The 19108-nt window shown below is 48.6% G+C and carries 20 protein-coding genes and 1 other RNA gene; 2 read left to right on the top strand and 19 right to left on the bottom strand.

Annotation, left to right across the window (positions count from 1 at the left end):
• Positions 1-25: 25 nt before the first annotated feature.
• The 19 genes from tsaD to tadA all read right to left on the bottom strand — a co-directional run bounded on the left by tsaD (position 26) and on the right by tadA (position 16334).
• Positions 26-1048: a tRNA (adenosine(37)-N6)-threonylcarbamoyltransferase complex transferase subunit TsaD gene (gene tsaD, locus AB3114_RS07085; protein ID WP_367342553.1), complete on the bottom strand. Its 1023-nt coding sequence runs from the start codon at positions 1046-1048 to the stop codon at positions 26-28.
• A complete protein-coding gene (rimI, locus tag AB3114_RS07080; RefSeq protein WP_367342552.1) occupies positions 1017-1562 on the bottom strand; it encodes a ribosomal protein S18-alanine N-acetyltransferase in 546 nt (181 codons plus the stop codon). The genes tsaD and rimI overlap by 32 nt, the downstream gene beginning before the upstream one ends.
• Positions 1563-1587: 25 nt before the next feature.
• The gene (tsaB, locus tag AB3114_RS07075; protein ID WP_367342551.1) at positions 1588-2316 is read right to left on the bottom strand and encodes a tRNA (adenosine(37)-N6)-threonylcarbamoyltransferase complex dimerization subunit type 1 TsaB; all 729 of its coding nucleotides are present in this window, start codon (positions 2314-2316) and stop codon (positions 1588-1590) included.
• A gap of 147 nt (positions 2317-2463) precedes the next feature.
• The gene (galE, locus tag AB3114_RS07070; protein WP_367342550.1) at positions 2464-3459 is read right to left on the bottom strand and encodes a UDP-glucose 4-epimerase GalE; all 996 of its coding nucleotides are present in this window, start codon (positions 3457-3459) and stop codon (positions 2464-2466) included.
• 55 nt (positions 3460-3514) lie between these two features.
• On the bottom strand, positions 3515-4477 hold the full coding sequence (locus AB3114_RS07065) for an exopolyphosphatase (protein WP_367342549.1): 963 nt from the start codon (positions 4475-4477) through the stop codon (positions 3515-3517).
• Complete coding sequence (locus AB3114_RS07060; RefSeq protein WP_367342548.1) at positions 4470-6731, bottom strand: RNA degradosome polyphosphate kinase; 2262 nt, start codon at positions 6729-6731, stop codon at positions 4470-4472. Before AB3114_RS07060 ends, AB3114_RS07065 begins: the two co-directional genes overlap by 8 nt.
• A gap of 2 nt (positions 6732-6733) precedes the next feature.
• On the bottom strand, positions 6734-8158 hold the full coding sequence (locus AB3114_RS07055; protein WP_367342584.1) for an exopolyphosphatase: 1425 nt from the start codon (positions 8156-8158) through the stop codon (positions 6734-6736).
• Between the two features lie 269 nt (positions 8159-8427).
• A complete protein-coding gene (locus AB3114_RS07050; protein WP_367342547.1) occupies positions 8428-9192 on the bottom strand; it encodes an acyl-[acyl-carrier-protein] thioesterase in 765 nt (254 codons plus the stop codon).
• A 3-nt stretch (positions 9193-9195) separates the two neighbouring features.
• Positions 9196-10089: a 16S rRNA (cytidine(1402)-2'-O)-methyltransferase gene (gene rsmI, locus AB3114_RS07045; RefSeq protein WP_367342546.1), complete on the bottom strand. Its 894-nt coding sequence runs from the start codon at positions 10087-10089 to the stop codon at positions 9196-9198.
• Complete coding sequence (locus AB3114_RS07040) at positions 10089-10475, bottom strand: DNA replication initiation control protein YabA (RefSeq protein WP_367342545.1); 387 nt, start codon at positions 10473-10475, stop codon at positions 10089-10091. The genes rsmI and AB3114_RS07040 overlap by 1 nt, the downstream gene beginning before the upstream one ends.
• Complete coding sequence (gene holB / locus AB3114_RS07035) at positions 10468-11493, bottom strand: DNA polymerase III subunit delta' (RefSeq protein ID WP_367342544.1); 1026 nt, start codon at positions 11491-11493, stop codon at positions 10468-10470. The genes AB3114_RS07040 and holB overlap by 8 nt, the downstream gene beginning before the upstream one ends.
• A 14-nt stretch (positions 11494-11507) precedes the next feature.
• On the bottom strand, positions 11508-11828 hold the full coding sequence (locus tag AB3114_RS07030; RefSeq protein WP_367342543.1) for a cyclic-di-AMP receptor: 321 nt from the start codon (positions 11826-11828) through the stop codon (positions 11508-11510).
• Positions 11829-11842: 14 nt separating this feature from the next.
• Positions 11843-12490, bottom strand: coding sequence for a dTMP kinase (tmk, locus tag AB3114_RS07025; protein ID WP_367342542.1), 648 nt, complete (start codon positions 12488-12490; stop codon positions 11843-11845).
• A 13-nt stretch (positions 12491-12503) separates the two neighbouring features.
• Positions 12504-12755 (bottom strand): YaaL family protein, encoded by a 252-nt coding sequence (locus AB3114_RS07020; protein ID WP_367342541.1) that lies wholly within the window; start codon positions 12753-12755, stop codon positions 12504-12506.
• 11 nt (positions 12756-12766) lie between these two features.
• Positions 12767-13375, bottom strand: a complete 609-nt coding sequence (recR, locus tag AB3114_RS07015) for a recombination mediator RecR (RefSeq protein WP_367342540.1) — start codon at positions 13373-13375, stop codon at positions 12767-12769.
• Entirely contained in the window at positions 13375-13683 is a 309-nt protein-coding gene (locus AB3114_RS07010) for a YbaB/EbfC family nucleoid-associated protein (protein WP_367342539.1), read from the bottom strand. The genes recR and AB3114_RS07010 overlap by 1 nt, the downstream gene beginning before the upstream one ends.
• Positions 13684-13703: 20 nt before the next feature.
• Positions 13704-15569, bottom strand: coding sequence for a DNA polymerase III subunit gamma/tau (gene dnaX / locus AB3114_RS07005; RefSeq protein ID WP_367342538.1), 1866 nt, complete (start codon positions 15567-15569; stop codon positions 13704-13706).
• 130 nt (positions 15570-15699) lie between these two features.
• An RNA gene (gene ffs / locus AB3114_RS07000) (signal recognition particle sRNA small type) lies at positions 15700-15798 on the bottom strand.
• A 23-nt stretch (positions 15799-15821) separates the two neighbouring features.
• Positions 15822-16334, bottom strand: a complete 513-nt coding sequence (gene tadA / locus AB3114_RS06995) for a tRNA adenosine(34) deaminase TadA (RefSeq protein WP_367342537.1) — start codon at positions 16332-16334, stop codon at positions 15822-15824.
• A 267-nt stretch (positions 16335-16601) separates the two neighbouring features.
• Between tadA and nrdH the strand changes: the two genes are divergently transcribed.
• A complete protein-coding gene (nrdH, locus tag AB3114_RS06990) occupies positions 16602-16823 on the top strand; it encodes a glutaredoxin-like protein NrdH (protein WP_367342536.1) in 222 nt (73 codons plus the stop codon).
• A gap of 98 nt (positions 16824-16921) precedes the next feature.
• The gene (nrdE, locus tag AB3114_RS06985; protein ID WP_367342535.1) at positions 16922-19099 is read left to right on the top strand and encodes a class 1b ribonucleoside-diphosphate reductase subunit alpha; all 2178 of its coding nucleotides are present in this window, start codon (positions 16922-16924) and stop codon (positions 19097-19099) included.
• Positions 19100-19108 lie beyond the last annotated feature (9 nt).

Below are 19108 nucleotides of genomic sequence, written 5' to 3'. Positions count from 1 at the left end.
CCGAGGAGGTGGTTTACCAGCTTAATCACATATGCCTAAACATCAAACTCGGCTCCGCATTGAGGTCGAGACCAGCGCGATCGCCATAACGATAGTTAATGTAACCAGCTGCCCCGATCATCGCAGCATTATCACCGCAATACTTCAGCGGTGCCTGCAGGACACTGAGATCTGGGAACTTCTTGCTCAAATCGTGGCTCAAACGGTTACGCAAACCGTGGTTAGCGGCCACCCCACCGGCCAAAATAAACTGTTTAGCAGGGTAGCGATCCAGTGCCCGCTCCGTCTTCTCGGCTAACACGTCGACCACGCTCTGCTGGAAGCTAGCGGCCAGGTCGATCTTGCTGAGCTCTTCACCACGCTGGTGTGCATTATGGACGACGTTGATAAAAGCACTCTTCAGACCACTAAAACTAAAGTCGTAATTAGCTTCTTTTTCCATGGCCCGTGGGAAATGGAAGGTATCTTCACCCTTAGCAGCCCATTCATCAACAGTCTTGCCGGCCGGATAGTTCACACCCATCACCCGACCGATCTTGTCATAGGCCTCACCAGCCGCGTCATCACGCGTTTCACCGATAATCTCATACTCGTGCTCCACTGGCATATAGACTAGCTCCGTGTGACCACCAGAGACCAAGAGGGCCAGCTGCGGATAAACAAATTCACCAACAAAACGAGCGGCATACAAGTGCCCCGCCATGTGGTTAACTGGAACCAATGGCAAGTGATGCGCCCAAGCAATGGCCTTGGCTGCAGTCACCCCGACGAGCAATGACCCAACCAGCCCCGGGCCATACGTCACGGCAACGGCGGCAATCTGATCATAATCGACATCCGCTCTATCCAATGCTTCACGGGTGCACTTAGTAATCTGTTCAATATGGTGACGGCTGGCTACTTCGGGCACGACACCCCCAAAACGTTGGTGGCTGGCAATCTGGGTAGCCACTACGTTGGACAAGACCTTCGTTCCGTTTTCTACAACCGCCACACTGGTTTCATCACAACTAGACTCAAAAGCCAGTATTAAAGTCCGCTTTGTCAAAATTTGATCCTCCCTCTAATTTTGCCACCATGTCGAGTGCATCGCCATGGTCGTCATCATAATAGTGGTACTTGACCCGACCATCCCGAAAGCCGAGTCGGTGGTATAACCGCTTTGCCGCTGCATTTTCTACCCGAACTTCCAAACTCATTGTCTCTAATTGATAGCGGCTCGCGACTTCCATCTGCGTCATCATCAATTCTGTGCCAATACCACAGTGCTGGTAAGTTGGCATAACGGCAATGTTAGTAATATGAGCGTCACGCCGTCGCCAATAATAATCACAACCAGCATAGGCCACAACCTTATCATCATCTTTAACTACTAGATACAGACGATTGGCACGGCCTAATTCCTCTTCGAATGCTAATCGATTCCAGGGAGCACGACCATATATTTGTCGTTCGATGTCCACCATCGCCGGGATATCTTCATCCCGCGCCGTAGTAAATAAATAGTAGTGGTAACGACAATGTTTACGTGTCGGCGAGTAATTGATCTGGCGTTGGGTCAATCCCCAAGAATCCCAAAAATAACGCTTAAACCTCGCGAACATAGTTGCGATGTGGGGCGTTCGGGTGTTGTTTCTTCCATTCTACTTCTGCTTCTGTCAGCAAAAGATAATGCGGTACAAAAGCATCCAGGTCTGTCACCGCATCCTGATCAGCACCAAGAAGAGCCAATTTTTGTGGATCGGGAATGGCATAACCGGCTGATAAAAGCGTTACGTTGTCAGGCAATTGACCATCAAAATGCTGGTTAATCCGCTTCGTTAACTGGCCAACTAGGATAACCGGCTGCTTGAGTTTGCCCAACTGTTCCACAAACTCAGTCATCGCGAGGTGGGCATCCTTTTGCACATTTACCAGTTGCTGATCCTTCCACTGGTAAACACCGCCATACACATTGCCACGGCGAGCATCAAAGAATGGAGCAATCAACGCTTGATTAATTGGTGGCACGTTAGCGGCTAGGACGGATAAACTCGAAACACCTACCAAACCAATCTTTAAGGTCGCAGCCAAAACTTTCGCCGTCGTGACGGCAATTCGAACCCCCGTATACGAACCAGGGCCCTGGGCAACTACGATTCGTTCCAAGTCACTGGGACGCCACTTAACGCGCTGCATCAACTCATCGATAGTCGGCATCAAATAGATACTGTGGTTGCGCACCATGTTCAAGGTTGTGGATGCCAGCAGTTGTCGATCATCTAGCAAGGCAACCGTCATTGGGTGGTTAGAAGTATCAATCGCCAAAATTTTCATCCGAAGAGCCTTCCTTTCTTCTTCATTAATGATTTAATGATAACCCTAAATAAGGATAATTGAAAATACTATAGTCTCTGTCAACAAAGGAAAAGGCTGACGTAATCATAACTATCCGTCAGCCCTTGATATTTGTTTACTTAAATCCTACTTTTGGTCATCATAACCATTCGGGTGAGTTGAATGCCACTTCCAAGCCGTAGCAATGATCTTTTTAACGTCATCGTACTGTGGCTTCCAACCTAATACCTGCCGTGCTTTGTCGCTGGCTGCTACCAGTGCATCGGGATCGCCGGGGCGCCGCGGAGCCATCTTAGCAGGGATTTCCTTGCCAGTCACTTCACGGGCTGCTTCCAGCATCTGCTTGTTAGAAAAACCAGTTGAAGAACCGAGATTAAATGCGTTCGACGGGTTACCAGCCTGCAAGTACTTGATAGCCAAAATATGGGCATCTGCTAAGTCCATTGGGTGAACATAGTCACGTACATTGGTGCCATCAGGAGTGTTGTAGTCATCACCAAAGATGGACAGCTCTTTACGCTTACCTTCAGCGACTTGCAGAATAATCGGTACCAAGTGAGTTTCTGGATGGTGGTCTTCACCGATCGTTCCATCTGGCTTGGCACCAGCCACGTTAAAGTATCGCAGAGCAACGAAATGAATACCGTAAGCCTTGTCACACCACTTCATGATCTTTTCCATGGCTAACTTGCTTTCCCCATAAGGATTAATTGGCACTTGCGGATCACTTTCCTTGATCGGCATGTGTTCAGGAATCCCATAAGTTGCGGCAGTCGAAGAGAAGACAATGTACTTGATGCCATGATCATGCATTGCTTCCAGCAAGGTGATCATACCACCAGTATTGTTATCAAAGTACTTCAGAGGCTTCTTCATTGATTCAGCAACCAGTGAAAAAGCAGCAAAGTGAACAACCGCTTCGATGTTTTCTTGATTAAAAACTTTATCCAGGAAAGCACGGTCACGAATGTCGCCTTCGTAAAACTTTGCTTGCGGATTAATGGCAGCCCGGTGACCTGTAGACAGGTTATCTGCAACTACCACGTCATAGCCCTTTTCTACCAAATCGGCCACCATATGTGAACCGATATAGCCAGCACCGCCGGCAACTAAGATTGACATAATTCTTCTCCTTCAAATCGATTGATTAATTAACATCCAAAATTGTATCACAAAGTCACTTGTCTTGCAGATGCTGAATGCTCTCGGCACTGAGTTTGTGGTCGATGTACTTAAACATCAACCCTTCCCGGAGACCGTTATTACTGAACATCAGTTGCTTCATACTCAATTGCCGTAAGAGGGCCATCAACGGAAGAAGCCCACCGACGATCACATCTGCTCGAGCTGCAGCGATTCCGTGCATGGCCGCCCGTTGTTCCCGATTATCACTGATCAATTGGTGCATCATCGCATAAGCATCAGCCGTCGCCATCGTCAAGCCATGAACCGACGGCACTGTTGACGCATCAGCAAAATGTTGCCAGCGATAAGCCTTGGCTAGTGCCCGGTTAGAACCACCCAGAGCAACGATCCGGCTATGACGAGCTCGGTTTAACCACCGTTGGCTGGCCAACAATTCATCTACTTGAATGATCGCGTCATATAAGTTAGCCGGATCAATCACGTCACCCAAATGATACTGCTGGGACAGGAGCACTGAACCAACTGGGATGCTGACCGTTTCTTCAGCATGACCATCATCAACCAAAATTAGTTCCATACTGGCCCCACCAGTGTCCAAGATCAGGCCGTTTTTCATCGGCAAACTCCGCGTCACCCCGACATAATCAAGGTAAGCCTCCCGTTCACCAGAAATGACGTTGATGTGCAGGCCAGCTTCTTTTTCCACCCGCTGCAAAAATTCTGCCTGGTTAGTAGCCTGACGAACAGCTGCCGTAGCCACCGAAATCAGTTGGATATCATCAAACTTCTGGCAAATTTTTTTAAACCTTTTCAGTGCCTTGATGGTTCGCGCTACCGGTTCGGGCTTCAGTAATTTTTCAGGGCCCATGTTGGCACTGAGTCGCACATATTCTTTTTCGTAAGCTAAGACCTTGTACTGGCCGTTCTCTAATAATTTTGTGATGCGCAAGCGAACGGAGTTACTGCCAAGGTCAATAACAGCTAAATTAGTCATGCGAGCCCCCTTTGCTTGGGTCGTTCAGACGCAATTTAGACACATGACGCGTCAGGGTTTCAAAGACTGTCGACATATGACGGCGGTTCTTTCGTTGCCGTTTTTCTGCTGATTGCTGTGCCATCGCTTCATCCACAAAATGCTGCTGGGAGTCGAAGGCAGGAGCGTCGCCACGATCTATCATTTCGTATTCCGTTCCGTGAAGAACGCGAGTGTTGACGTTATCACGCCACATGTCGTTGAAGATCTGAATAGCCCGCTTCTTGGTGTCATCTTCTAGGACAGGGAAGAGTTCCTCTACCCGCCGGTTCAGGTTACGCGTCATCATGTCCGCACTGGCCAGATAGATCTCCTCGTGACCGTTGGACTTGAAGTAATAAATCCGCGAGTGTTCCAGGAAACGACCAACAATACTGTGTACCTCAATGTTGCCTTGCAGAGCCGGCAGGTCATTGCGGAGACAAGTAATCCCCCGGACCAGCAGCTGGATCTTCACCCCAGCCGCTGCCGCTTCGTACAAGTGAGCAATGATCTGCTTATCAGATAACGAATTCATCTTCATCCGAATTAATGCCGGACTACCACTCTTGGCAACTTCGATCTGCTCATCAATCTTAGCGTTGATAAAGTTCCGAATACCGTGTGGAGAAATGTGCAGCTTGTGGAAGTAACGTGGCCGAGCGAAGCCTGACAACATATTGAAGAGGTTGGTCATATCGACCCCAATTTCGTAGTCACAAGTGAATAGCCCCATGTCGGTGTAAAAGTGGGCCGTAACATCGTTGTAGTTACCGGTACCCAAGTGCATGTAGCGACGGATGCCGTCATCATCGCGCCGAATAACGAGGGCCAGCTTACAGTGTGTCTTCAAGCCAACCAGTCCGTAGACAACGTGGCAACCCATCCGCTCGAGCCGTCGTGCCCAGCGAACGTTGTTTTGCTCATCAAAACGGGCTTTGACTTCGACCAGAACAGTGACCTGTTTGCCAGCTTGCGCAGCTTGGCCGAGGTACTTAATGATCGGTGAATTGCCTGAAACCCGGTACAAGGTCATCTTAATGGCTAAGACTTGGGGATCTGTGGCTGCCTGGTGGATAAAGTTGACAACTGCCTGGAAGTTATCGTACGGGTGTTGAACCAGGTGATCCTTCTGCCGAATGGTCTTGAAGATATCATGATCCATTGAGAAGTTAGGATCCAAGTAAGAGTGGAATGGCTTGTAACGCAAATCGTCGTGACCTTCAACCATCCCCGACAACTTCTTTAAGAAGGTCAGGTCAACCGGTCCGTCCACCCGGTACAAGCTCATGTCGCTGACACCAAGGTTGTCGACCAGGTGGTTGACCAACCATGAATCGGTCTTAGCTTCAACTTCCATCCGCATAACCGAACCGTGTTCCCGGGCCCGCAGTTGGTGCTGAACCGCCCGCAGCAAGTCAGAAGCATCTTCTTCGGCCACGTCCAGGTCCATATCACGGCTGACCCGGTAGGTCCCGGTGGCAATAATCCGGTAGCCTGGGAAAAGTTCGTCCAGATACTGCTTAATCACTTCATCCAGCAAAACGAAGGTGTTTTCGTGCGGCAACTTCACCAGACGCTTGTAGATAGCTGGCACACGAACGGTTGCAAATTTTTCTTCGCCCTCGGTACGGTCATCATGAGGTTCTTGCGGACGCCGTTCGACTTCCTGGTCACCTTCCAGCACCTTCTGCTTAGTTTCCTCATCTGCTTCACTGTGGTCACGTTCCAACTTAATGGCAATGTTCAGCGAATTGTTAGAGATGAACGGAAACGGCCGTGAACTGTCATCAGCCATCGGCGTCAGTACAGGAAGCAGTTCTTCCCGAAAATATCGGTGCAAGAAATTATGTTGCTTCTCATCAAGTTGATCAAAGTGAACAATATTAATTTGATGCTTGGCTAAAGCTGGCAGGATCACGTCATTGTACACGTGATAACGTTGTTCAACCATCCGGTGTTCTTTTTCGTTCACCGCTGTCAGCTGTTCTTCAGGCGTCATCCCCGAAGCATCAGTTGTTGTGACGTTAGCAGCCATCAGTTTGTGCAGTGAGGCCACCCGCACCATAAAGAATTCGTCAACGTTACTCTGGGTAATTCCCAAAAAGTTAGCTCGTTCCAGCAGCGGATTTGCCTCTTCTTTAGCTTCTTCCAGTACCCGACCGTTAAAGTCAATCCAGCTCAGTTCACGATTGACATAGTTTTGCGGTTGGTAAAACTCCTTGTAATTTGGCATCGCTAGTCTTCCTCCTTCGTGATCAAAACCGGTTCAAGGCCGTAAATTGCTTTAAATAACTGTGCTTTTTTCTGGAATGCCCATTGTTCAACGACAAGGTCATCATCAGCATTAACGATAATTTGCAGTTGATCGTCATGTAAACGCAGACGGACTTGTTTAATCTTTTGCTGCCGTGAATCATCCAATGAATCAGCCATCCGGAGAATAGCAGCGAGCTTACCTACCACAATCTGGCTGTCAATATCCAATGATGTATTGCTGCGACCGTTAATATGGGGACTTTCCATACTGTGATAACGTGCTACTTCGGCAACGATATGGTTGTCGCGGTCAGACAGACCGATCAACGGATTGGCTTCCAAGATATAGGCCGAATGACGGTAATGGGCTTGGGGATTGATGAAGTTCCCAATATCATCGACCTTGCTGGCAATCTCCAACAGCAAACGAGCGTGATTTGGCAGACGGTGAATCGGTTGTAAGGCATCAAACAACTTGACAGACAGATCCGCTACGAAAGCATTATGCTTTGAATCGGCACCGTAGCGTTGGGCCAGATTATCCGCTGAGGTACGAATCATCTGGGAAATCAGTTGTCGGCCACCACTAGCAGCTGTCGTCACCCCGTCCAAAACTGAAATATTCGTGGTGTAAATATGCTTAGCGTTGAGGAGATGAACTACCTGGTCAACTACCAAGTAGTTAGGCAATACCCAGTTAACACTTTGTTCGTTAACGTCATAGTGGCTCATAATGTACTGGTCCGTGGCCGTAATCAGACTCTGGTAACGTTTGTCAAAGTCTTCCCGTGGAACCTCACCCAGCTGGGCCCCCTTAGGAACAAAACTCTGCGCAAGCGTACGTACATTTTGGATCAACAATTTGGATTTTTTCACGTGACGAAGTTCGGGTACCAAGTACTCCAATTTACTGGAGATGTAATCCAAGATAATTTCACTCGGGTTAGTGGTCGTCTGACGCAACGTAGTGACAAGTTGACTCAGTCGCGCCCCACCGAGGTCGATATCCCAAGACATTTGGAACTTGCCATGACGGAAATATGCCAACGTTGATGTGTTAAGGCCCATACTAAGGACATAGAGGGTCTTTTTGCTCAACTCATCAAACTCCGGCAGCTTGGTCATAATCCGGCTTAAAGTATCAGCAATCAACTGGTTGGTATTGAGCCAGTGGATCTTCATCCCCGTCCGCACTTCCACCTGATCAGATACGTACCGAGCAGCCACTGGGTTCAGATCTTCACGGTTTCCGTAAAATTGAGCGTCTTCTACCCCATAATCAGCTAAGACTCGCTGAAAGCCAGTCAAACTATTAACAATGGCTGACAAATTATGTGCATAGTTGGCAACCGGATGAAGTCCGACTTGCATCGTTGCCGACCGGACTTCAGTGATCAATTTCATCGAAGGCCGCTCAAACACTTGCAGGATCAGCTCATCCGGCTCAAGGTAAATTAAGCCAAACGTTTTGTTTTTCACGACTAAACACTCCTATCGATTCTCGCTTCTTCTTTGCTACTATCGACTAGTAATACACATTCAGAATACCACCTTTTGAAGAGCCTTTGTGAATTTTGAGCGAGAAAATGAAATCCGTTTTCATTTCCGAAACTAAAAAAAGAAGTTGGTTTCACTGCCGACCTGACAGCTATTCCAGCTTCTTAATCATCGTGTTAATTTTCTCTCTTTTGCCACAGAAAACTAGCATCGGCACAGAGTTTATCACCTACAAAAATCTGGTTCATTGATTTGGCTTCGTCCTTGCTACTAGTTTGTAGTTTATAGCGACTGATGACCTGGTCAGGATAACGGACCTCATTTTTGTATGAGATATTGAAGCGACGCAACTGGTGTCGGTTCAAGAAGTCGGCACCTAAAGGATCCAGCATCCAATCGAAGTAACGAGTGTTATTGACGTGGTGATTACCATCAATATCAAAATAGCGCACTTGGTAGCCTGCCTGCCGGTCCGCCGTCTCTTTTGTCAATTCTTCCTGATTCCGCGGGCGGGTGAGTCCCTTCAGTTTTGGTGCATGGAATGGTGCGACTAACTCATCAGGAATAGCCTGGATGCGGCGCTTCGTCAAATCCACAAAACTCAACTGACCCGTCATCGTCGCAAAGCGGTGACCGGCCAAATCGGCTAACCAGAATTCCCGTTGGGCAAAGAAACGGTTGACGCCCACCATTTTGGTACCGAGAATAATCTCGTCACCAAACACAGGCTGTTCTGCGGATAACTGTCCCTCATAAGACAAGATGATCCAAGCACCATTGTGCTTCAAGCCAGCAGCTCGTCCACAACCCATTTCTTCTGCATGACGCTCCGAAACGAGGACGGCCATGGCTACAAGCATACTAAGGCTAGGGTGCGAGCTCTGGTCGCATTCGTAGTATGCCAAATGATGACGTATCGTGTATTCTTGTGGATTTTCCATCGATTAATCCTTCCCGTCTAAGTGGTGAAATTCCCGGTAAAGCTGCTGCCGGTTAGCATGATTCGTGCGGGCTACCTTTTTAATAGCCACGTTAGGCGCTAAGTGCTGGTTCTCAATCAATAACTGCACCTGTTCAACTAGCGGCAAGTCGGTGACAGCAGGCCCAGCTGAAACATCGTCTGGATGCGGATTACCACTGACCAAAACGACAAATTCTCCCCGAACCTTGGCATTGCTGGCCCAATCATAAAGGTCAGCTAAAGTTCCCCGCAAGAATTCTTCATAACGTTTGGTTAATTCGCGGGCCAAAACTGCTCGCCGATCCGCCCCAAAAGCAGCCACCATCGACTTTAACGTTCTTTTCAAGCGGTGGGGTGCTTCGTAAAAGATCAAGGTCTCCGGTCGGTTGACCAGGGGTGCCAGTTCAGCGGCTTGCTGTTGGGGTTTACGGTCCAAAAAGCCGTAAAAGGTGAAAGGCTGTGGTGACAATCCAGAAGCTATCAAGGCCGTCAGTCCAGCATTAGGACCAGGTAAAGGCACAACGGCGATACCCTCCTGGGCGCACGCTGCCACTAATTCTTTACCCGGATCGGAAATGGATGGCATCCCCGCGTCGCTGCACTGAGCAATATTTTGCCCTTCACGCAGTCTTTTCAGCAATTCCGGTAAACGTGCTTCGGTATTATGTTCATGAAAACTCAGGGCGTGTGTCTGAATGCCAAAGTGGTTGAGCAGCATCTGGGTATGACGTGTGTCTTCCGCCGCAATCACGTCCACATCTTTCAGCACATTGATGGCCCGCATCGTCATATCATCCAAATTGCCAATCGGCGTGGGCACCAGGTAAAGAGTTCCTGTTTGGTGTTTTTCAAAACTCTGCGTTGCCTTAACAGCCATTACCTGCCACCACCCTTCGGTGCTCCCGCTGAATGATCACCATAGATTGTATCCAAGCAGAATGTACACGACTCGCCCTCATCTAACCGTTTACCAAAGTATTCGTTGCAGACGTGAAAGCCCCGCTGGTATAACTTCTTCAGGTTCTCACGTGACGGGGTCAGTTTACCCGATTCGCCACCGGCAGCCGTGGCGGCTTCCTTGGCAGCTTGCTGGCTAACCAGCTGCTGCAGGTGTTCGTTTTCAATGGACAACTCTGCATTTTCCTCCAGAACGGCGTTAACTTCTTCTTGAAGGAGCTTCATATTAGCCACTAAGTCCTGGGTTTGCTGGTTTAACCGGGCGAAGTGGTCGTAGAGTTCACTTTTATTGATTCGTTCAACCATTTTGATTCCCCCGTGCTTTTAAAACATTATGTAAGCGAATAGTCAGTTGCTCACTGACATTTTGAAAAGAGACGTTGCCATCCAGCATCCGTCGGGTTTTCAGTGTCAGTTCACTAGCGGCTAATAACTGCCGCTTTGAATAACGCTGCACCGTCTTATCAATGTCTTGCTTCGCAATTTGAAAATGCAGCTCTGTTTCACTAATGCCATTAGCCAATAAAAGCGTATCACGCCAAATCATCGTCTGCAGGTCAAGTAAAACTTGTTGACGCAAACGGTCCGTTGCCAGTTTTAGCCAATCCGTCTGAATCATCACAAAAGAAAGCAACGAACCAGCTACCACTTGCTTATACCAGTCAACAGTTGTCTGAACCGCATTGGCCAGCCAATCGTCAGCAGTTAAAGCTTCAGCATCCGTAACGGAATCAGTCAAACCACGGACGATCGGCTGCAAACCTTTGCTGATTCCAGCATTGGCTAGCTCTTCCGTGAGTTTGGCCGGCGCCAGTGGCTGCAACTCCACCACCTGGGTACGCGATTGGATCGTGGGAAGAATTGCCGCTTTATTGGTCGTCAGCATCAAAATGTAGATACCCGGTCCCGGTTCTTCGATAAACTTCAGCAAGCTGTTGGCGGCGTTAACCGTCATCTTCTCCGCGTCGTTGATGATGAAAACCTTGCGAGAGCCTTCCATTCCGCTCTTAGTGAATTCAGCCTTCAGCCGACGCAATTGGTCCACTTTTAATTGACGACCAGCTGGACGGGCGATGATCACGTCCGGGTGGTTGTGACTTAGAATTCGCTCACACTCCGGGCAGGTACCGTCCGGGGCATTGTCCTCTGGATGTTGGCAAAAAAGTCTCATGGCTAGCCAGTCCGCAATCGCACTCTTGCCTGAACCACTAGGGCCTACTAATAAATAAGCATGAGCCAGTTCATGGGCAGCGATAACACGCTGAAAGCGGGAAATAATGGCTGGTTGTAAGTCTTCTGCCCGTTGGATGACTTTCTCCACCATCAAATCGCTCCCGTTTAAAATTCCATGTAACGTTCAACTGGAACGACGAAGCAGATAGCCCCGCCGACTTGAACGTCGATTGGGTACGAAGAAACACCATTATCGATGCCGTTCCCCGGCGTTAAGTATTGGCGCCGTGCCTGGGCATGCTCCTTGATCACCTTCAGGGCTTCATCCACCCGCTCATCCTTTGAAACAATCATAAAGGTCGTGTTGCCTTCACGCAAGAAACCACCGACTGAACTCATCTGGGTAACCCCAAAATGAGCATCAATGCAGGCATTGCGTACTCGCTTGGCATCTTTTGGTTGAACAATGGCAAAGATTAATTTCATTGGCAAAGGCCTCCTTAATGGCTGTCAAACAAGCCTGGTTCGACGCGGTTCAGCAGTTGCTTGGCATCCGCAATCACCTTGTCGAGTGGCTGGGTAGCATCAATTTTCTTAATTCGTTCAGGGTATTGGTCCAGCAAACGCAGGTAAGCATGGCGAACCCGGTGATGGAAAGACAAGGCTTCCCTGTCCAAGCGGTTCACCTGGTTTTGTCGGTGTTGGGCAATGCGCCGAATTCCAACTTCGGAAGGAACGTCAAAGTAAAGGGTAAGCTCGGGCATCACTCCCTGCGTTGCGAAGGCATTGATATCCCACACAGCTTGTTCGCCGAGTTGGCGTCCGCCACCCTGGTAAGCGACCGAACTGTCAACGTAGCGGTCGCTAAAGATAATCTTACCGGCTGCCAGCGACGGCTCCAAAACCGAAACGACGTGTTGGCGGCGGGCCGCTGCAAAGAGCAAGGCTTCGGTGCGGTCATCCATCCCCTTATTGCGGTCATCAAAGAGGACCCGTCGCAGCTGTTCCGACAAAGGATCGCCACCTGGTTCGCGCGTTACTACTAACCGCTCACCCAAGAGGGGCTGCAACTGCCCGACCAGAGCTTTTAAAACGCTGGTTTTACCAGCACCATCCGGGCCTTCAAATGAAATAAAATGTCCCTTCACAACTTTCCACCTCTTATTGTTGGATCACTCCCGGATTCAGTTGGCCGTGCGCATTGCGTTTACGGGCCTTTTCATACAGATACATATACTTCTTTTCCTGTAGCTTAGCCCGGTAATATAGCTCGCTATCAGTATGGCCTTCATAAACGGCTTGCTCCGTTTCCAGGGCATGATTCCAACTTGCTTTAACGTCATAGATCGTATTCATCAAGCGATAATCACCATATTTTTTCACCTGGTGTGGATCTTTTTTAAATAACGGCATCGCTAGTCCCCCTAGAGTTCTGTCCGTCCTTGAATTGCTTTCATTAACGTCAATGAATCCGTGTAGTCGATATCAGCCCCAGCTGACAAACCGTGGGCCAAGCGGGTAACTTTGATGCCTGCCGGCTTGATTAATTTAGCCAGGTACTGCGCCGTTGTTTCGCCATCGACCGAAGCGTTAGTGGCGACGATCACTTCTTTAACTTTCTGGTTGTTTTTCAGGCGTTTCAGCAGTGATGGGATATTGATATCCATCGGACCTGTCCCGTCAGCTGGCGAAATGGTGCCGTGCAACACATGATACAGGCCATGGTAGTCATTCATCCGTTCCATCGCCATAATGTCGCGCGAGTGTTCGACCACCACAATTTGGGACTGATCACGGTTAGGATCCTTGCAGATATCACAGGGATCATCAGCAGTGATATTACCGCAGATGCTGCAATAATGCAGATCTTTTTTGACCGATTGCAGAGACTTAGCAAATTCATCGACATCGCGACTGTCCATCCCCAGGGTATAGAAAGCGAGCCGCGTTGCGGTTTTCTCGCCAATGCCCGGTAGCTTCATGTAGCTAGCAATGAGCTTGGCAATCGGTTCAGGATACTGAAGACTGCTCATTATAATCCGAGTCCCTTGGTGTACTTACCCATCTTGGACTGGGTAGCACTGTCAACCTTCTTCAAACCGTCATTGACGGCTGCAATGACCAAGTCACTGAGCATGTCCACATCATCCGGATCAACTGCTTCGGGCTTGATCTTGAGGTCAGTCAGCTGCTTATCGCCACTGAACGTTGCGACCACCATGTCATCTGGGGACTTGCCAGTAAAACTTTCGGCAGCCAATTCTTTTTGTTCCTTAGCCATCTTCTTTTGCAGCTTGCGTGCCTGCTGCATCATCTGTTGCATGTTCATTCCGTTCATCATGATATCTAACCTGTCTTTCTTTAGTTATCTTCAATTTTGACGACGTCGCTACCAAATAATTCTTCTGCTTTGCTGACTACTGGATTTTCATCACTAGCAGGTCCAGGTGTTGGCGGTTCATCCGGCAACGGTGGCTCTGGACCCGCAGCAGCTGGCTGCGCACCACCAGCTTGACCTCCTGATTGCGGATGCGGTGCTGGCTTTGCCGATACCGGATTCTGCCGTGGTTGGGACTTTTGTGGCTTTGGCTTAGCCTTTCCCTTAACGGCATAACCGTGTTCTTTTAAGAAGTCCATCCGAATCTGCGGCCACTTGTCTGCTGGCACGAAGGTGACGCGTCGGTTCTTGCCACACAACTGCTGCAAGTCTTTTTGGAGGACCTCGCCAAGATCACCACCACTTGCTCGCTGAAGCAGGAATGGCTGCTGAAAAGAGACGACCATGCTCTCAGGTCCAGCAGCTGCTGGCGTGGCCAATTCAACGAGCCCACGCTCCATGTTGGACAGCATCGTCAATAGATCAGACCAACAATCCTTAACTTCGTCTAGATCAGCACGGGTCGCAGTTTCCAACACTTGGTAAACCTGGTGAAGGTTGACCCGCGTCTGTCCGCCATGACTGCTCGTTCGTTTGGGAGCATGATGACTCTTGGCTGTAGTTGAACTTACCGCTGGAGCAACCGTAGTTTTTTGCTTTTGCAGCTGATTGACTTCATTTTGCAGCTTACTTACCTGTTGACTCAGCTGATCGATGGTTTCTTGGGCCGCGCCCAAGTTTGCTGTATTGGGTTGAGCTTGATCTTTGCCAACCTGGCACAATTTGACCGTCAGCACTTCTAAGTAAACATCCGGGTGAGTCGTAAAGCGCATCTCATCCTGGGTTTCGTTAAGCACGTCGATCATGTCGTAGAGTGTCGTCGCATTAGCAGCAGCACTCAGCTGCTTAAAGTCGTCATCGCTGAGGCCAGTGCTCTCCACGTGGACCAGCGATGGTGACTCCTGATATAACAAGAGATCGCGAATGAATGAGATGAGGTCTTCAATGAAGCGCTGACCATCTTTACCTGAAGCAAGCAGTCCGCTCAAGCTCTTCAAAGCAGCTGCACTATCAGGTTTGGTCACTTCCAAGAAATACTTCTTGAGTAGTTGCTTGGCAACACTGCCCGTCACCAGCAAGGCATCATCCAATTTAACGTGGTTGTCCGAGAAGGAAAGCACCTGATCCAAAATGCTGAGGGCGTCCCGCATACCACCTTCCGCAGCGTTAGCGATTACCCACAAGGCCTTTTCCTCATAGGTGACGTGTTTTTGATCCAGGATATATTTCATCCGGTCAAAGGCATCCTGAGCGCTGATTCGTCTGAAGTCAAAGCGCTGAACCCGGGAGATGATGGTCAGCGGAATCTTATGGGGTTCCGTTGTTGCCAAGATGAAGATCACGTTAGCTGGTGGCTCTTCCAACGTCTTCAGCAAAGCGTTGAAAGCTCCCGTCGAAAGCATGTGCACTTCGTCGATGATGTAAACCTTGTAGTCGGCCTGTGTTGGCGCGTACTTGACCTTATCACGGATGTCACGAATCTCTTCGACCCCGTTGTTAGAAGCCGCATCGATTTCAATCACGTCGTTTAGGCGGCCTGCAGTAATGGCCTTGCAAGTTTCACATTGGTTACAAGGCTCACCGTCTTTAGCATGATGACAGTTAACTGCCTTGGCAAAAATTTTGGCTGCAGAAGTCTTACCGGTGCCCCGGGGACCCGCAAACAGGTAAGCATGGCTGATCTGTTTGGTGATAATCGCGTTTTTCAAGGTCCGGGTGATCACCTGTTGGCCAACGATCTCATCAAAGCGTTGGGGACGCCAAACCCGATAAAGTGCCTGGTAACTCATCGTGCTCTTCCTTTCTTTAGGATAGTCTTCTATATTATACAAGTTTTTTATCAGGCGCCAATAAAAATAAGCTAGAACTGAAAATATAATAAGAGGCTGAGAAAAACAGAGTTTTCTCAGCCTCACGTTATTTACTAATCAACTTAGGACACAGGGCTCAACAAACTTAGTGCTGCTTCCTTCCGGACCTGACACGGTTCGTAAGTGCGCCTTTGTCCTAAGGCCTTACGGCAATTAACATCATACACTAAATTATTGCTTTTGGCTAGTCGATTGACCATTTTGCAACTTTAATCGCCGCTTGAGTTCCTTACGTTGGCGTCGCACCCGCCTAAAAAAGCTACGCAGCAGTTGGCTGCTCTCATCAGCACAAAGACCCGCATGTACATTTACCTGGTGATTTAACCGCGAATCGCTTAGCAAATGGTAGAGGCTGTCAACTGCTCCAGCCTTGGGGTCGGCAGAAGCATAGTAAAGATTTTTTATTCGGGCGTTGATGATGGCACCACTACACATAATACATGGCTCAAGCGTAACGTAGAGGTCGCAATCTTCTAAACGCCAACTGCGGAGAGCCTGACATGCTTCGCTGATTGCGATCATTTCCGCATGCATCGAAACTTCTTGCATATGTTCCCGCAAGTTATGGCCCCGACCGATAATCTGACCATCTTTGACAACCACTGCCCCAATCGGCACTTCATCGATTCGTTCGGCTGCCCGCGCTTCGAATAATGCTTCTTCCATCCAATGCTGTTCGTTCATTTTGCCAACCTCTCCGTTACTTTTGATAACATCATTTTAACCGATTTACAGAATGCTTTCACGCGAGTAAGCTTCAAATGAGCAAAAGATCATACCAAAAAATGGCCTGAATAATCAATTCAAAAATGAGAGCACTTTCGCCGTTCACCACTATATCTTGTGGCTAGAACTATTTTTATACCCATATCTTGTGCCTAATTTTCTTGATTTTTAGTTCTAGCCAGGTATACTAGAAAACATCAACGCAAGACGAAGGAGGTCAGACCAATGGTTGAAGTCTTTTCTAAAAATAATTGCATCCAATGCAAGATGACAAAGAAGTTCTTAAAGCAACACAACGTGGACTTTGTAGAACATAACATTGATGAACAGCCCAAGTTTGCCGACCAGCTTAAGGCAGAAGGTTTCCTTGCCGCTCCGGTTGTCAAAACCCCTAACGGTGACGCTTTTTCCGGCTTCCGTCCTGACAAGCTGCAACAATTGGCTTAAGCGCCAAGCAAATTGACCCAGGCAGGATAGCGGGCACTGCAAGACCGATCGATTTTCGGTCTTTTTTTATGGAATTTTTATACGAAAGTGAGTTAATTATGGCACTATCGAAAATTGATATTACCAAAACCAAGTACTACGACCTGAACAACGAATTGAACATCCCTAAAGACGGGAAAATTCAACTCGACAAGGACCAGGAAGCTTTAGCTAATTTCCTGGAAACCAACGTCAAGCCAAACACTAAGCATTTCGCTTCGTTAAAGGATCGCTATGATTGGCTGATTAAAAACGACTATGTTGAAGCGGGATTTATGAATAAGTACTCCGATTCATTTATCGAGAAGCTTTACAAATACCTAGAAGACCAACACTTCCACTTTCATTCTTTCATGGCGGCTTACAAGTTCTATGCCCAATACGCGATGAAGACTAACGACGGCGAATACTACCTGGAAAACTACATCGACCGGGTAGCCATGAACGCCCTCTTCTACGCTGACGGCGATGAAGACTTAGCGATGGACCTCGCTGACGAAATCGTTCACCAGCGCTACCAACCGGCAACACCTAGTTTCTTAAACGTCGGTCGGAAACGCCGTGGCGAATTTGTCTCCTGTTTTGAAATCCAAACCACCGATAACATGAACACTATCGGGCGGACGATCAACTCCGCACTCCAGTTGTCCAAGATCGGTGGCGGTGTCGGGATCAACCTCTCCAACCTGCGTGCCGCCGGTGACCCCATCAAAAAGATTGAAGGCATGGCCAGCGGTGTTGTTCCCGTCATGAAACTACTGGAAGACAGCTTCTCCTACTCTAACCAACTGGGTCAGCGGCAAGGTGCGGGCGTGGTTTATCTTAGCGTCTTCCACCCAGATATCGTGGAATTCTTAGGGGCCAAGAAGGAAAACGCCGACGAAAAGGTGCGGGTTAAGACTTTGTCACTGGGAATTACCGTTCCTGATAAGTTCTATGAATTGACCGAAAAGGGTGAAGAGATGTATCTCTTCAGTCCCTACGATGTTGAACGCGAATATGGTGTGCCATTCTCATACGTTGACATCACCAAGGAATACGACAAGATGGTCGCCAACGACAACATCCGTAAAAAGAAGATCGACGCCCGCGAACTGGAAGATGAAATCAGCAAACTCCAGCAAGAATCCGGCTACCCATACATCGTCAACATCGACACGGAAAACCGCGACAACCCAATTGACGGCAAGATCGTGATGAGCAACCTCTGTTCAGAAATTGCCCAAGTGCAAAAACCATCCGTCGTTGCTAATGATCAGTCTTACGACGTTCTCGGAACCGACGTCTCCTGCAACCTTGGTTCCACTAACATTGCCAACATGATGGAAGGACCTCACTTTGGACGTTCCGTCAAGGCCATGATGCGGGCCCTCACCCACATCTCCGATATTGAAAACATCGACGTCGTACCTTCAATCAAGGCTGGTAACAAAGCTTCACATGCCGTGGGCTTAGGTGCCATGGGCTTGCATAGCTTCCTGGCTAAGAACCAAATTCAATACGGCAGTCCTGACGCTATCGAATTCACCGGCGTCTACTTCTTACTGCTGAATTACTGGACCCTGGTCGCTTCCAACGAAATCGCACGTGAACGTCATACAACCTTTGAGGACTTTGACAAGAGCAAGTACGCTGATGGTTCATACTTTGATAAATACGTTACCAAAGACTGGGGACCGAAGTCAGCCCGCGTAAAGAAACTCTTTGACGACGCCAACATTACAATCCCATCAATCGATGACTGGAAGAAGTTAAAGGCCGCCGTCCAAAAAGACGGCTTATACAACCGTTACCGCATTGCCGTGGCACCAAACGGTTCAACTTCTTACATCAATGATTCGACTGCCAGCCTGACCCCGATCGTCAACCGAATCGAAGAACGACAGGAAAAGATGATCGGCAAGATTTACTACCCGGCCCCATACCTGAGCAACGAAACGATGCCTTACTACCAGTCCGCATACGACATCGACATGCGGAAGGTTATCGACACTTATGCTGCTGCCCAACAACACGTCGACCAGTCGATGAGTCTGACTATCTTCATGCGTTCCACTATTCCAGAAGGGATGTACGAATGGAAGAAGGGCCGCACCGACAAGATGACGACGCGTGACCTGAATATTTTACGGCATTATGCTTTCCAACGTGGCATCAAGTCAATTTACTATGTTCGGACCTTTACGGACGACAACACTGAGATTGGCGCTAACCAATGTGAAAGTTGCGTAATTTAATCAGTCGCG

The organism is Limosilactobacillus sp., from assembly GCF_040772465.1.
Lineage (GTDB): Bacteria > Bacillota > Bacilli > Lactobacillales > Lactobacillaceae > Limosilactobacillus.
Note: the sequence above shows the minus strand (reverse complement) of the source record. Positions and strands in the feature narration are given on the sequence as shown.

Bases quoted from the DNA above. Each gene is read 5' to 3' on its own strand.
- rsmI (WP_367342546.1), bottom strand. From the start codon at position 10,089: ATGGCTGTTAAGGCAACGCAGAGTTTTGAAAAACACCAAACAGGAACT.
- recR (WP_367342540.1), bottom strand. From the start codon at position 13,375: ATGAGCAGTCTTCAGTATCCTGAACCGATTGCCAAGCTCATTGCTAGC.
- galE (WP_367342550.1), bottom strand. From the start codon at position 3,459: ATGTCAATCTTAGTTGCCGGCGGTGCTGGCTATATCGGTTCACATATG.
- tadA (WP_367342537.1), bottom strand. From the start codon at position 16,334: ATGAACGAACAGCATTGGATGGAAGAAGCATTATTCGAAGCGCGGGCA.
- AB3114_RS07040 (WP_367342545.1), bottom strand. From the start codon at position 10,475: ATGGTTGAACGAATCAATAAAAGTGAACTCTACGACCACTTCGCCCGG.
- tsaB (WP_367342551.1), bottom strand. From the start codon at position 2,316: ATGAAAATTTTGGCGATTGATACTTCTAACCACCCAATGACGGTTGCC.
- AB3114_RS07010 (WP_367342539.1), bottom strand. From the start codon at position 13,683: ATGATGAACGGAATGAACATGCAACAGATGATGCAGCAGGCACGCAAG.
- holB (WP_367342544.1), bottom strand. From the start codon at position 11,493: ATGGTGGAGAAAGTCATCCAACGGGCAGAAGACTTACAACCAGCCATT.
- nrdH (WP_367342536.1), top strand. From the start codon at position 16,602: ATGGTTGAAGTCTTTTCTAAAAATAATTGCATCCAATGCAAGATGACA.
- nrdE (WP_367342535.1), top strand. From the start codon at position 16,922: ATGGCACTATCGAAAATTGATATTACCAAAACCAAGTACTACGACCTG.
- AB3114_RS07060 (WP_367342548.1), bottom strand. From the start codon at position 6,731: ATGCCAAATTACAAGGAGTTTTACCAACCGCAAAACTATGTCAATCGT.
- AB3114_RS07020 (WP_367342541.1), bottom strand. From the start codon at position 12,755: ATGCCGTTATTTAAAAAAGATCCACACCAGGTGAAAAAATATGGTGAT.
- AB3114_RS07065 (WP_367342549.1), bottom strand. From the start codon at position 4,477: ATGACTAATTTAGCTGTTATTGACCTTGGCAGTAACTCCGTTCGCTTG.
- dnaX (WP_367342538.1), bottom strand. From the start codon at position 15,569: ATGAGTTACCAGGCACTTTATCGGGTTTGGCGTCCCCAACGCTTTGAT.
- AB3114_RS07050 (WP_367342547.1), bottom strand. From the start codon at position 9,192: ATGGAAAATCCACAAGAATACACGATACGTCATCATTTGGCATACTAC.
- AB3114_RS07030 (WP_367342543.1), bottom strand. From the start codon at position 11,828: ATGAAATTAATCTTTGCCATTGTTCAACCAAAAGATGCCAAGCGAGTA.
- AB3114_RS07055 (WP_367342584.1), bottom strand. From the start codon at position 8,158: ATGAAATTGATCACTGAAGTCCGGTCGGCAACGATGCAAGTCGGACTT.